General features: G+C 38.7%; 11 protein-coding genes. 10 read left to right on the top strand and 1 reads right to left on the bottom strand.

The features are described from left to right. Positions 1–204 precede the first annotated feature (204 nt). From ACK1I8_RS16290 to ACK1I8_RS16275, 4 genes are read left to right on the top strand one after another with little or no spacing between them, the layout of a single operon-like run. Positions 205–3,414, top strand: a complete 3,210-nt coding sequence (locus ACK1I8_RS16290) for a SusC/RagA family TonB-linked outer membrane protein (protein WP_412466371.1) — start codon at positions 205–207, stop codon at positions 3,412–3,414. 13 nt (positions 3,415–3,427) lie between these two features. After that, positions 3,428–4,945 (top strand): RagB/SusD family nutrient uptake outer membrane protein, encoded by a 1,518-nt coding sequence (locus ACK1I8_RS16285; RefSeq protein WP_412466370.1) that lies wholly within the window; start codon positions 3,428–3,430, stop codon positions 4,943–4,945. Between the two features lie 26 nt (positions 4,946–4,971). Then, positions 4,972–5,658 carry a hypothetical protein gene (locus tag ACK1I8_RS16280; RefSeq protein WP_412466369.1) on the top strand — a complete coding sequence of 229 codons (687 nt, stop codon included), beginning with the start codon at positions 4,972–4,974 and terminating at the stop codon, positions 5,656–5,658. Between the two features lie 17 nt (positions 5,659–5,675). Continuing rightward, positions 5,676–6,656, top strand: a complete 981-nt coding sequence (locus ACK1I8_RS16275; RefSeq protein WP_412466368.1) for a DUF5007 domain-containing protein — start codon at positions 5,676–5,678, stop codon at positions 6,654–6,656. 115 nt (positions 6,657–6,771) lie between these two features. Here the strand turns inward: ACK1I8_RS16275 and ACK1I8_RS16270 are convergent, their stop codons facing one another. Then, positions 6,772–7,473: a DUF4397 domain-containing protein gene (locus ACK1I8_RS16270; RefSeq protein WP_412466367.1), complete on the bottom strand. Its 702-nt coding sequence runs from the start codon at positions 7,471–7,473 to the stop codon at positions 6,772–6,774. A gap of 571 nt (positions 7,474–8,044) precedes the next feature. Between ACK1I8_RS16270 and ACK1I8_RS16265 the strand changes: the two genes are divergently transcribed. The 6 genes from ACK1I8_RS16265 to ACK1I8_RS16240 all read left to right on the top strand — a co-directional run bounded on the left by ACK1I8_RS16265 (position 8,045) and on the right by ACK1I8_RS16240 (position 13,700). Beyond that, the gene (locus tag ACK1I8_RS16265; RefSeq protein WP_134204214.1) at positions 8,045–8,743 is read left to right on the top strand and encodes a GNAT family N-acetyltransferase; all 699 of its coding nucleotides are present in this window, start codon (positions 8,045–8,047) and stop codon (positions 8,741–8,743) included. Between the two features lies 1 nt (position 8,744). Then, a complete protein-coding gene (gene argG / locus ACK1I8_RS16260; RefSeq protein ID WP_412466366.1) occupies positions 8,745–9,932 on the top strand; it encodes an argininosuccinate synthase in 1,188 nt (395 codons plus the stop codon). Between the two features lie 90 nt (positions 9,933–10,022). Next, the gene (gene argC / locus ACK1I8_RS16255) at positions 10,023–11,000 is read left to right on the top strand and encodes an N-acetyl-gamma-glutamyl-phosphate reductase (protein ID WP_412466365.1); all 978 of its coding nucleotides are present in this window, start codon (positions 10,023–10,025) and stop codon (positions 10,998–11,000) included. Positions 11,001–11,064: 64 nt separating this feature from the next. Continuing rightward, positions 11,065–11,433 (top strand): four helix bundle protein, encoded by a 369-nt coding sequence (locus tag ACK1I8_RS16250; protein ID WP_145857302.1) that lies wholly within the window; start codon positions 11,065–11,067, stop codon positions 11,431–11,433. A gap of 53 nt (positions 11,434–11,486) precedes the next feature. Continuing rightward, positions 11,487–12,617 carry an aspartate aminotransferase family protein gene (locus ACK1I8_RS16245; protein ID WP_412466364.1) on the top strand — a complete coding sequence of 377 codons (1,131 nt, stop codon included), beginning with the start codon at positions 11,487–11,489 and terminating at the stop codon, positions 12,615–12,617. A gap of 111 nt (positions 12,618–12,728) precedes the next feature. Next, positions 12,729–13,700 (top strand): acetylornithine carbamoyltransferase, encoded by a 972-nt coding sequence (locus tag ACK1I8_RS16240; RefSeq protein ID WP_412466363.1) that lies wholly within the window; start codon positions 12,729–12,731, stop codon positions 13,698–13,700. The last annotated feature ends 10 nt before the right edge of the window (positions 13,701–13,710 follow it).

Here is a 13,710-nt window from a genome sequence, read left to right as displayed (position 1 = left end):
AAGACTTATTTTCTTAAAAATAGCCATTAGCATCACGTAGAGGCACTTTTTTAATTGTAAAAGTGTGATGTTCTAAAAGTAAAGGTTAATTAATGTTAAATTTTTAAGTTAAAATATGGGTTTATTTAGCTAAAAAGTTGTTAACCACCAGGTAAAAATGTTGATACTTTTAAAATATTATTAAACTAAACTAACTAGACATCAATGGAAAAAACTTCTACAAAACATTGCTATGTAAAAATTTTAAAAGCAACATTGTTTTTTCTACTTATCCCCTGGCTGGCTTTCGCCCAGAAAACCATCAAGGGAACAGTTGTAGATCAGGACAAAAAACCAATTCCCGGGGTTTCAATCATTGAAAAGGGTACCAAGAACGGTACTGCCACCAATGCTGAGGGAAAGTTTACCTTAACAGTACAAAAAGATAATGCCATTATCATGGCGAGGATAGTGGGTTATCGTTCGCTTGAAAAACCGGTATCCGCAAGCGGTACGGTAAATTTTTCTTTGGAAGAGGATAATAATACACTCAACGAGGTGGTTACTATTGGTTACCAAAAAATTACCAGAAAAAAAACCACTGCGGCAATTTCAAGTATTTCTGGTAAAGAACTCGCTAACTTACCCGCGGCAAGTTTTGATCAGTTATTACAGGGCCGTTTATCCGGAGTGAACGTTCAGAACTTTACTGGCCAGCCAGGTGTGGCACCTACGGTATCGGTAAGGGGTAACTCGACAGGTAGCACGAGTTATGATCAGTTTAACGTAGTGAGATCACCGCTTTATGTGGTGGATGGTGTTCCTCAATCTTCTGATGATTATGTACCGCCAGGTACAGGTACAGGTACCAACTATATGGCTGGTCTAAATCCGAATGACATTGAATCTATTGACGTATTAAAAGATGCCTCTGCAGCGGCTATTTATGGTTCGAGAGCAGCCAATGGTGTAATTTTAATTACAACCAAAAAAGGTACCGGTGGCGATACGAGAGTAACCTTTAATTCTTATTATGGCATGGTACAACGCCCTAACTTAAGGCAGGCAACCATGGGTACTACGGAACGCAGGCAAAAAATGGAAGTGCTTCAAAGACAGCTTAGTTACGATCAGCGTGTACAATTGCCTTATATCCTTACTGATAGCTTAAATCCGGCATTCAATGGCCATACCGATTGGCAGGATTTATTTTATCAGACAGGTAAAATAAATGATAATAACCTGAGTATAAGCGGTGGAACCGATAACGGAACAACTTATCGTTTTAGTGGAGGTTACTATGATGAAGATGGTATTATAAAAGGAACAGGTTTTAAACGGTATACCACACGCCTAAACCTTACTTCCAGAGCGATGAATAAAAAATTAATGATCAACCCTATATTTTATTATTCAAGTGCCAGCAGAGGTAGGGGAAATGAAGATCCAAATGATCCATCTAAGCCTACCAAAGTCGGTTCAGGGAATTTGCCTTCCTCGTTCTTTAATATATCTCCTGAAAAACTGGATTATTTCGTAAGTAAAGACGGTGAAAACCTGAACCGAAATGTGTCAAATCAATTTGGGGCCAATCTAAACTTAACATATGAGTTTAATAAACATTTTACTTTAAATTCACAATCTTCTTACACGAATGACAATACCCGTAGGGATGTAAGTATGAGTAGTTTGTTGAATAACGGTTTTGGCAACAGTTCTTCCAGTTTCTCATCCAGTGCAATTGGGTTAAGAACATCGAATTATCTGGCTTATAATGGTGCCATTAAAAAACATTCTTTTAGTGCTGTAGCGGGTCAGGATATAGAGTATAACTTGTTTCAATCTACCCAGGCATCAGGTTATGGTGGGGCATCAGATTATGTTCAGACAGTTACCGGTTTTAAACAGCAAAATATTTCTGCTTATTCAAGCTACATCGCACATGGATTAGTAGCTTACTATGGCCGTTTTAATTATGATTATGATGGCAAGTACCTTCTATCCGGAACGATCAGAACTGACGGTTCATCTGGTTTTGGAGAAAATAATAAATATGGCGTGTTCCCTTCCGTTTCAGCAGGATGGCTTCTTTCAGAAGAAAACTTTATGAAAAACTTATCCAGTAACCCTTTTACACTCATCAAAATCAGAGGAAGTTATGGTGCTACAGGGAATGAGGATAAAAGAAATGCCTATGTGCAATACAACAAATATTTAGTTAATAATGGTGGGTTTTTAGGAAACGGGATGGCTAATGGTGTATTCTATGGCGTTAACGGGGCTACTTCTTACAACGGAGTTACTGCTATTACGCCTAATTTCATAAACGGTGTAGCACAAAGGGATTTAAGCTGGGAGAAATCTACACAATGGAATATCGGTACCGATTTGGAAATCGATAACGGTAAATATGCCCTTTCTTTCGATGTATATAATAAAGAAGTAAAACAAAAGCTTTTCAATGTTGATTTGCCGGTTACTTCAGGTTATGACAATGCTTATACCAATGCATTTTCAGTACGCAATGCAGGTATGGAGTTAACCTTAACGGCTAATCCTATCCGTAAAGAGTTTAAATGGAATAGCTCTTTTAACATCTCTTACAACAAAAATCAGATCATGACTTTGCCAAATGGTGGTCGTGACATTATTTTGAGTGGAGACCGATTTGATAAAACCCACGTGCTTTCTGTAGGAAGTCCGATCAATGCGTTCTATTTATACCGTACAAAAGGTGTGTTTTCTACTTCAGCAGATATTCCGCAGAATCCTTACACCGGAGAGCGGTACAGAAACAGTAACGGTACATTTAGTCCTGGTGATTTTTATCTGGCCGATCTGGATGGAGATTATTTTGTGGATATCTTTAATGATGGTATCAATCCGGATAAAGGTCCAATTGGCGATCCTAACCCACGTTTTACCGGTGGCTGGACCAATAACTTTTCTTACAAAAATTTCTCTTTGGGGATTTTTGTAACATTCACTTTCAAACGTGACGTCTTAAACTTATTTGATTCGGATCGTTTTGCAAACTCTCAGGATGCCAATGCAGTATATAATTTTGCCAGTTTTTCTACACCGGATTTGGATCGTTTAAACATCTGGAAAAATCCTGGTGACCAGGCAGAGTATGCGAAATTTGATTTGGGTACTTATCGTTATTATTATACCGGTGCACAAACCTTCTTTCTTGAAAAAGGTGGTTATGCAAGGATCAAAAGTATCAATTTAGGTTATGACTTTAGTCCTAGAATCGTAAGAAAACTGGGTTTAAGTCAGGTGAGATTATACGCGATTGCTGATAACGTATATATGTTCCAGCAATCAAAAAAATTACCTGATGCTGAAGCCGTAAACGGATATGGGGAGTATAATGGAAATGGATATCCTATTCCAAGAAAATATACTTTAGGTGTACAAGTTCAATTTTAATATCGTCAAATAAATGAAAAATATAATCACAAAAATCGGTGTACTTATCGCAGTGGCTACGGCGGTTACCCTAAGTTCCTGTAAAAAATTATTATATGAGGAACCTAAGGATGCACCTTACGAGCAAACCTTCTGGCAATCATCTAAGGATGTAAGAAGTGCTCTCGCCGGTAATTATGCCATGATGCGTAGTGCGATTACCAGTAAAAACAATCGTTACTTTATGTATGGTGATGCTATCGCCAAAAACTATTTTACGATCCAGTATTCCGGAGATGGTTTAGAAGGAATTCAGGATGGAGATTTTACCTTTCAATACAACCTTAATACGCTTGCAAATTATAGCCTGTATTATAAAAGTATTGCCATGTCCAATCTGATTTTGAAGAAAGTGAATGCCATGAACGATACGCAATTGTCTGCTGAAGACGATCCTGCACAATTCCGGAATTCAGCAATTGGTCAGGCCTATTTCCTTCGTGCATTAAGTTACTTTATGATGGTAAGGGTATGGGGTGATGTACCATTGGTTACAGAAGCTTATGACGATCCGATCAATGCACCACAATTGCCAAGAAGTCCGAAATCGGAGGTGATGAAGTTAATTGAAAGCGATTGTAAAAAAGCCATTAATCTATTAAGCTGGAATTACACCAGTTCCGGCGACGCAAAGGTTACTGCAAATAAAGGCTCGGCATATGCCCTCTTAGCCCATTTATATCTTTGGAGAGCAACCATGTCTGATGTTTCTGTAGATGCACCTAATTTGACTGATGTGAACAGTGCTGATACCACCATCAACACTTTGATTAGCAAAGGGGGGTATGCTTTAGCAGATACAGCTAATTATAAAAACACTTTTATTGGCCGTTCTTCGGAAGGAATCTTTGAAATAAACATTAGCGAGAATACGTTGGAAGGTTCTAATTTTTCTATAGGCTCATATTTTTTAAATGAAAATTATATTAGAGGTTATGGAAACAACCCACGTTTTTATACAACCCCTGTATATCTTAATGACCATTTCGAAACCACTACCGATATCCGTTACAAAAAGGGATTTGACCTCACTAATCCGAATAGACCAATGTGTGTAAAATACAGTAATGTAAGTTACAGAAATCCTGGCCAAAAATTAGACCCTTATCTCAGTAACAACATTATCATTTTCAGACTGAGTGACATGAAACTACTTCAGGCAGAAATTGCACTTTACAAAAAGGATGCAGCGACAGCTATTGGTATTATCAATGATTTTAGAAAAAGAAATGACCCAAATCCGGTATTAATTCCGGCTGGAAGTTCTGTAAGTCAGGTAATGGATGAATATGCTTATGAGCGTGGTAAAGAAATGTACCTCGAGGGTCATTTGTTTTATGATTTGCTCAGGACCAGAAGGTACGGACTCATTGTAGATTGGCTTACCGAAAGCAGGTTCAGAAGGGAAGGTTTTTATTGGCCGGTAGACCCAGCATTGTTTAGAAACAATCCGTTATTGAAACAAACACCGTTTTGGTTGGGTAAAGTATAAGTTGTTTTTATTAGAGATTAAAAAATATGAAAAATAATATATTAGCATATCTTTCATTGATATTACTGGCACTAACAGCCTGTAAAAAAAATGATTATAAAAGGGATGGTGGCCCAAGTAATCCCAACGTAAACTTGAGTACTTACGATTACCTAAAGTCTAACCGCAATTTCGATTCTTTAGTAAAAGTGATAGATAGGGCAGGTTTAAAGGATGTGGTAAATGGCAATGTAACCCTTTTTGCAACTACAAATTATGGCATAGCTGAGTATGTAAAAGCTAAAAAATATCAGAAATCGATCCAGCTTGGAACAGAAAACTTTGACTTCGGTATCAAAGATATTCCGGCACAGGAATTAAATGATTCATTGAAGACCTATTTATTTGCGGGCAAGATCAACAGGGACCAGATGACGGTTGGTGGTAAGCTTTATAATAGTTTATTGGGTTCCATTCCAAATGTTCAATATTTAATCAAGTTGAGACGTTCTTATGAATATACACAGTATCTTAATTATGTAGACTATGTAACTTATACGAAAGTGATCGGAACCCGTGATGACCAGGAGGCGGATCAAAGTACCATTCCAGATTCACAAAAAGACAAGGCTGTGGACTGCCAGACATCAGGAATTGTTACTACCAACGGTATTGTTCATGTATTAAATGGATACCACAGGCTATTTTTTAATGCGCAATCTTTGGGCAATTAATTTAATCGCGATTAATTATGAAAATGAAATATATTTTAGGCTTATTACTCTTGTTGGGCGTAGTAGCATGTAAAAAAATACAAAATGGCTTTCTAAGTGATGCCATCCGATATAAAGACAACAATATCTATGCGAAGAGAGGCTTGCCTCTTTTTCAATCGGATAGAATTAATGCAGATGGTTCGACACCACCTTTTACCTATAAATTGCTCAATTTAAGAAAAGAAGATGGTTCTCCTGCACCTGCAGAATTCTCTAAAGAATATGAAATTACTGTTTTTAAAACGGGGGCTAATTTTGATCCTGAAACAGATGTTACCCTTGAGCTGCTAAATAAGAAAAGGGAGGTGGTAAAAAGGAAGCCGATGGAATTTAATGAGTTGAGTGGCCAATTAACGTTTAATAGGGCTTCTGGATTTTTACCATTGGGAAGATATGTATTCGACGTAGAAATGAGCAACGGAACAGGAACTAAGTTATTTCCTAAGCTGGCAACGATCAATGTGGTAGAGCCAACAATAGATGATCTATTCGAGATTACTGATAACGTAGCTAACGCATTTAACGATGCTGATGGCTCCGTAACGCCGATGAGAAGACCTACCATCACCTGTACGAAAATTTCATCTTTAGGCGCGAGGGCGATTTTGAAAATGGTGGATAAAAACGGAAAAGTATTTAATCCGAAAGCCGGAGAGATTATACAACGAGGAGACCGTCCGGTTTTTGAAAACTATGCTAAGTTTAATCCTGTGATCAAAACTGATACAGCGATGATCTGTGATTTTGAGATTGCTCCATTCCCGTTAACCAAATATGTAACGTCAACTACAGATTGGGGATATTTAATGTATTATCGTATTCCCAGCCAATTTGCAACTATCGATGGCTTTCCATCATCTCCTGGTTTTTCTGTAAACCCAAGATGGTCTTGGAGACTCAAAATGGAGGGTACTTATGTTGTGGAGGTTAAATTCCCTGATGTAACTAAAAAATAGAGAATCATTCCTCCCATCTTAACGGGAACATACTTCCTTACTTTAATACAAATCAAAAACGGCAGTTTTCATATCGAAAATTGCCGTTTTTCATAAGAGCTGAATGCTATTTCTGTTATTTGATCATCATAACCTGTAAACTCAATGGTCGTTCCGTATCATTTGCAGGTGTTACCAAACCACCACAAATAACATCATAATGATAACCTGCCGTAAAGCTGGTGCTCTGCGAAGTAGCTTTGACTGTGCCTGATGAAGTGTCCTTTGCGTCCAATGTATACGTTCCGGCATCTACCGCAATGAAGCCACTTGTATTTTTATAGGCTTTATTGGTAACCAACGAAGTAGTTGCACTGGTTTTGGCCAGGTCTAGCGCAGGGGCATCAGGCGATAAGTTGATAAAACGGATGTAGGCTTTATCTGTTGATGGGATAGCTAGATCATCACTGATGGTATAAACATCTAATGCACCAGGTTTATTAATCAAATAAGTGGAGTAATAGGTACTTGCATTCAAATTAATGTTTTTGGTTAATAAGCTCTCTGCACTGCTGGCTGTTGTAAATTTTAAACTGTAAGTGCCGGCAGCAGATGAAAGATAACTAATAGCGCCTCCAAATGGCAAAGCTACCGAATTGACCATATTACCATTAAAATAAGCATTGTAAGTGGCCAAAGATGGAGATGCATTAATTACCCTTAAATACGATATGGTAGGATCTACAGTTTCGGTTTTTTTACATGAAGTTAGCGCTGTAACAGCAATCAACACAAATAAAAAGATCGGTTTGAAATGAAATGGTTTAAAATTAGTCATATAGTTAAAATTTGATTTAATAGTTAAGGAGTACCCATAAAACGATAACCAGGCGGTATTCGCTACAGGCATGTAAATATTGGGTTTAAACACTATTTGAAGATGTTAAATGATGTTAAGCAGATGTTAAAGTTTAGTATCTTTTGTTAAAAGCGCTGAAAATTGAGTATTGAACCGATAAACTAAAATGTAAAATCTGCATGTTTTTCAGAGGATTAAGCACTAACGTAAGTCAGATTAATCCAATAAAATAGAAAGCTTAACATAAAAAAAATACAATATTATTGCGTAACTCGATTTTTATTTAAACCTTTGCACCTCAATAGAGTTAAAGCCGTTTTAATACGCAAGAAATGATTAAACAAATTTTACATAAACTTTCAGTTTCCACCGCACAAACAGTGTCGGGAAGAGGTTTGTTTATTAATCATTTTCAATCCGTGTTTTTTTATCCCACAAGCCGGCAAAATTTCACTCCACGTATTTAGTACTCAACTAAACATAACGAGGAATTGATCCTCTCTAAAAACCCAATTAACAAGAATACTTATAATTTTTCGTTAGAAAACGAATGGATATTAACGAATTTATAGTGCAGGTCGCACTTCCTGAACATCGTGTATTTGCAGAAGAAATTGTAACCGAGATGGCCGAATCTGCGAAAGCACGTGGTACAGGTATCGCAAAGCGTTCGCCAGAATACATCTCTAATAAGATGCAAGAGGGCAAATCGGTTATTGCTTTCCACAAAGATGGCTCATGGGCAGGATTTTGCTATATCGAAACCTGGAGTCACGGACAATTTGTAGCCAACAGTGGCTTGGTCGTAAGTCCGAAATACCGTAAGGCCGGATTGGCTAAAGCCATTAAAAATGAAATTTTCGGTCTATCAAGAAGGTTGTATCCCAAAGCAAAAATATTTGGTTTAACAACGGGTTTGGCCGTAATGAAAATAAATTCAGACTTGGGCTATGAACCAGTAACCTACAGCGAACTTACCCAGGACGAAGAATTTTGGAAAGGCTGCCAGAGCTGCGTAAACTTCGAAATTTTAAAAATGAAGGAGCGTAAAAACTGCATGTGTACCGCCATGCTTTACGATCCTGCCGAAAAGAAACACGAAGTAGCCAAGCAGTTTGCCGAAGAACTGCAGAAAAAACCCAAATTATATGAGCGCTTTATGCGCATCAAACAACGTTTGGTTGTTAAACAAAAGCCCAAAACTGGCTTAAAAGCCCTTTTATTTTTATTTACCCTTTTATTTAAATAGCATGAAAAAAGTTGTTTTAGCATTTAGCGGAGGATTAGATACCTCATTTTGTTGTATTTATCTGGCGAAAGACCGTGGATTGGAAGTTCACTCGGTGATTGTAAATACCGGTGGTTTTTCTGATGAGGAGTTGCAGGAAATTGAGAAAAGGGCTTACGCTTTAGGGGTAAAATCGCACGCAGTGGTGGATGAAACAGAAGGCTATTATGACGACTGTATTAAATACCTGATTTTCGGCAATGTGTTAAAAAATGCAACATACCCGCTTTCTGTGAGTGCAGAACGTGTAAGTCAGGCTACTGCAATTGCTAATTATGTAAAGAAAATTGGTGCTGATTATGTGGCACATGGCAGTACAGGAGCAGGTAACGATCAGGTTCGTTTCGATATGATTTTTAATATCCTGATTCCTGGTGTCGAAATTATTACGCCAATCCGTGATCTGAAGTTGTCACGCGAAGCGGAAATTGAATATTTAGCCGGTCATGGTGTTGAATATAGTGCCGAAAAAGCGAGATATTCAATCAATAAAGGTTTATGGGGTACTTCGGTAGGGGGTAAAGAAACGTTAACCTCTAACGAAACCTTACCAGAAAGTGCATGGCCAACCCAGGTTTCAGAAACCGGATCGCGTAAAATTGAACTTACTTTCGAAAAAGGTGAACTGGTAGCGCTTGATGGCGAAAAATTGCCCCCGGTAAAAGCCATCCAAAAATTACAGGCCATTGCCCAACCTTTCGGTATTGGTCGCGATATCCATGTGGGCGATACCATTATCGGTATTAAAGGCCGAGTGGGTTTCGAGGCTGCGGGCCCGGTAATTATTATCAAAGCCCACCACACGTTAGAAAAACATACTTTAACTAAATGGCAGTTAAGCTGGAAAGAACAACTGTCTTCTTTTTATGGTAACTGGTTGCATGAAGGTCAGTTCCATGATCCGATTATGCGGAATATTGAGGCATTTTTGGCCGATACACAGAAATTTGTGAGCGGAAAGGTTTTTGTTGAGTTATTGCCCTACCGCTTTCAGATTATAGGTATTGAATCTGACCACGATTTGATGAGCAACAAATTTGGCAGCTACGGCGAAATGAACAACGCCTGGAGCGGTGAAGATGTAAAAGGTTTCTCTAAAATATTCGGTAACCAGGTAATGATCTGGCATAAAGTAAATAATGAGGCATAGCCTCGAGGGTTAAGGTTTAGGGTAAAAAGGCGTAAGGTTAATACGCCCGTTCCCTACACCTTAATCCCTATACCCTAAACCTTAAAAACAATGATTAAAGCAGGAATAATTGGTGGGGCAGGTTATACCGGAGGCGAAATGCTCCGTATTCTGGTTAACCATCCAAACGTTGAAATTGCTTTTGTAAACAGCACAAGTAATGCTGGGAATTTAATTTCTGATGTGCATACCGATTTAATCGGTGATACAGATTTAAGATTTGTAAGCGACATTTCACAAGATATTGATGTGCTTTTCCTGTGCGTTGGTCATGGCGATGCGAATAAGTTTTTAGCTGCCAATCCAATCAGCGAAAGTATTAAAATCATCGATTTATCTCAGGATTTCAGGTTGAAAGAAAAAGCTAAATTCGAAAACCGCGAATTTGTTTATGGATTACCAGAACTGAACCGTGATAAAATTAAATCAGCAGGCAACATAGCTAACCCGGGTTGTTTTGCAACCTGTATTCAATTGGGTTTATTGCCATTGGCTGCTAAAGGGTTAATTCAGAAAGAAGTGCACATTAATGCCACTACCGGTTCTACAGGTGCAGGTCAGAGCTTAGCCACAACTTCTCATTTTAGTTGGAGAAACAATAACCTCTCTATTTATAAAGCATTTGAACACCAGCATTTGAATGAGATTAGTGAAAGTTTATTGCAGTTACAACCTTCGCTGGCCGATGCTTTAAATTTCATTCCGCAGCGAGGTGCCTTTACCCGGGGTATTTTAGCGGCCATGTATATGGAAAGTGATTTAACTTTAGAAGAAGCCCAAACTATTTACGAAGATTATTATAGCGATCACCCTTTTACCCATGTAAGCCGGCGAAATGTTGATTTAAAACAGGTGGTAAATACCAATAAAGCGCTGGTGCACGTAGAAAAACATGGCAATAAATTATTTATCATCAGCATTATTGATAACCTGTTAAAAGGTGCCAGCGGACAAGCGGTTCAGAATATGAACTTAATGTTTGGACTGAAGGAAGATGCCGGCTTGAAGCTTAAAGCTGCTAATTTCTAGGCGGAAGGCTGGAGGTTTGAAGGCTGGAAGGCCTGGGTGCAGGGATACAAAATATTTATGAGTTATGAGAGATTATCAAAAATTAGATGTTTGGAAAAAGGCTCACTTATTTACTTTGCAGGTTTATAAGGAAATCCTACCTATCATGCCTGTTGAAGAAAAATTTGCTTTAACCCAACAAATTCGGCGGGCCGCCTATTCAATACCTCTAAATATTGTAGAAGGAAGTGGTAAAAACACAGATAAGGATTTTGTCCATTATCTTGATAACGCACTTGGCTCTACCAAAGAAATAGAATATGCTTTTATTCTCCTTCGCGACTTAGCTTACGTCAGTTTGGAAGTTTACGAAGCCGTAAATAAAAGCGTTAATGAAATTAAGGCGATGTTAATCGCATTTATTAAATTTTTGAGAAACGGTGGAAAAGGTTAGAGAACATCAACCTTCTACCTTCCCGCCCTCAACCTTCAAACCTTATTAAAAATATGCAACTATTCGACGTTTACCCACTTAATGATATAGAAATTACCAAAGCAGCCGGCAGCAATGTTTGGGATGCTAACGGACAGCAATATTTAGATTTATACGGCGGACACGCTGTAATTTCAATTGGGCATACCCATCCGCATTATGTAAACCGTTTAACCGATCAGTTAAACAAAGTAGGTTTTTATTCCAATTCGGTTAAAATTCCTCTGCAGGTACAACTGGCCGAGAAACTGGGCGAAGTATCGGGCAAAAAGGATTTTCAATTATTTTTATGTAATTCAGGAGCAGAAGCAAACGAAAATGCACTTAAACTCGCTTCATTTTACAACGGCAGAAAAAAGGTAATCGCTTTTAATGGTGCTTTTCATGGCCGCACCTCTTTAGCCGTTGCAGTAACCGATAACCCTAAAATTGTAGCGCCGGTTAACCAGACCGAAAATGTAATTTTTTTGCCGCATAATAATGAGGTGGCTTTAGAAGCAACTTTTAAAGCGCAGGGTAACGAAATTTGTGCGGTAATTATTGAAGGTATACAAGGTGTTGGTGGAATTAAAGAAGCATCGAAAAGTTTCCTGCAAAAAATCCGTTCGCTATGCGATGAGTACAATGCGGTTTATATTGCTGATTCCGTACAATGTGGTTATGGCAGAACAGGTTTATTTTATTCGCACGATTGGGCGGGTGTAGAAGCCGATGTGTATACCATGGCAAAAGGAATGGGCAACGGGTTTCCGGTGGCCGGAATTGCTATTGCACCTAAATTTAAACCTTGGCACGGCGAATTGGGTACAACCTTTGGCGGTAACCACTTGGCCTGTGCGGCGGCTTTAGCTGTGCTTGAAGTTATGAAGCAGGATAACCTGATGAAAAACGCCGAAGAAATCGGAACCTATTTAATTGCCGAATTAAAGAAATTTGAGCAGGTAAAAGAGGTTCGTGGCCGTGGTTTAATGATTGGTATCGAATTACCAGAAGAACTGGCTCATGTTAAAAAAGAGCTTTTGTTTAAGCACTTTATCTTTACCGGCGAGGCAAAACCTAACGTAATCCGTTTGCTTCCGGCGTTAAATTTAACCAAAGCGCATGCAGATGAGTTTTTGGATGCGTTTAAAAAATTAGTAAAATAGCTATTGTGTATCAGTTCATTCGTCATACTGAATTTATTTCAGCATCTCTTGTTGAAGAGGCCCTGAAACAAGTTTAGGGTGACGGATCGGGATAATTAATTTAGATTAAAAATGAAACTTTTCACTTCCGTACATGACGTTCCGAGCATCAAACAATTTGTTAATGATGCATTGGCATTGAAGGCCAATCCTTATTCATATCAGCATTTAGGTAAGAACAAAACCCTGGGTTTGGTTTTTATGAACCCCAGCTTACGCACCCGTTTAAGCACGCAGAAAGCAGCCTTAAATTTAGGGATGAATGTAATGGTCATGAACCTGGATAAAGAGGGCTGGGCTTTGGAAACTCAGGATGGTGTAGTGATGAATGGTTCTACTGTGGAACACATCCGCGAAGCTGCTGCAGTGATGGGCCAGTATTGTGATATTTTGGGACTGCGGTCTTTCCCGAAATTGAATAACCGTGAGGAAGATTACAGTGAAGATTTTTTTAACAAATTTGTAAAATATTGTGCAGTGCCGGTGGTGAGTTTGGAGAGTGCAACCCGCCACCCTTTGCAGAGTTTTGCCGATATCATTACCATTCATGAAACCTGGAACAAACAACCAGATGGTCGCAAACCTAAAGTAGTTTTAGCTTGGGCGCCACATGTTAAGGCCTTACCGCAGGCTGTGCCAAATTCATTTGCCGAGTGGATGTGCAAAGCTCAGGTAGAAGGTATGATCGATTTCACGATTGCCCAGCCAGAAGGCTATGAACTGTCAGAAGATTTTACACCAGGCGCTAAAATTGAATATCATTTAGAAGAAGCCCTGGCTGGTGCCGATTATGTGTACGTGAAAAACTGGAGCAGCTATAAAGAATACGGTAAGGTGTTAACCTACCCTGACGGATGGATGATGAATAACGAAAAGCTTAAATTTACCAACAACGCAAAAGTTATGCATTGTTTACCTGTTCGACGCGATCTGGAATTATCTTCTGAGATTTTAGATGGTCCAAATTCATTGGTGATTCACGAAGCAGGAAACCGTTTATGGGCAGCACAGGCAGTAATTAAAGCCATGCTGGAGGAATTGTAAAGCAGAAAAG

Origin of the sequence: Pedobacter sp. KLB.chiD (assembly GCF_047040275.1) — a bacterium.
Classification (GTDB): Bacteria; Bacteroidota; Bacteroidia; order Sphingobacteriales; family Sphingobacteriaceae; genus Pedobacter.
This window is presented reverse-complemented; position numbering and strand designations above follow the sequence as displayed.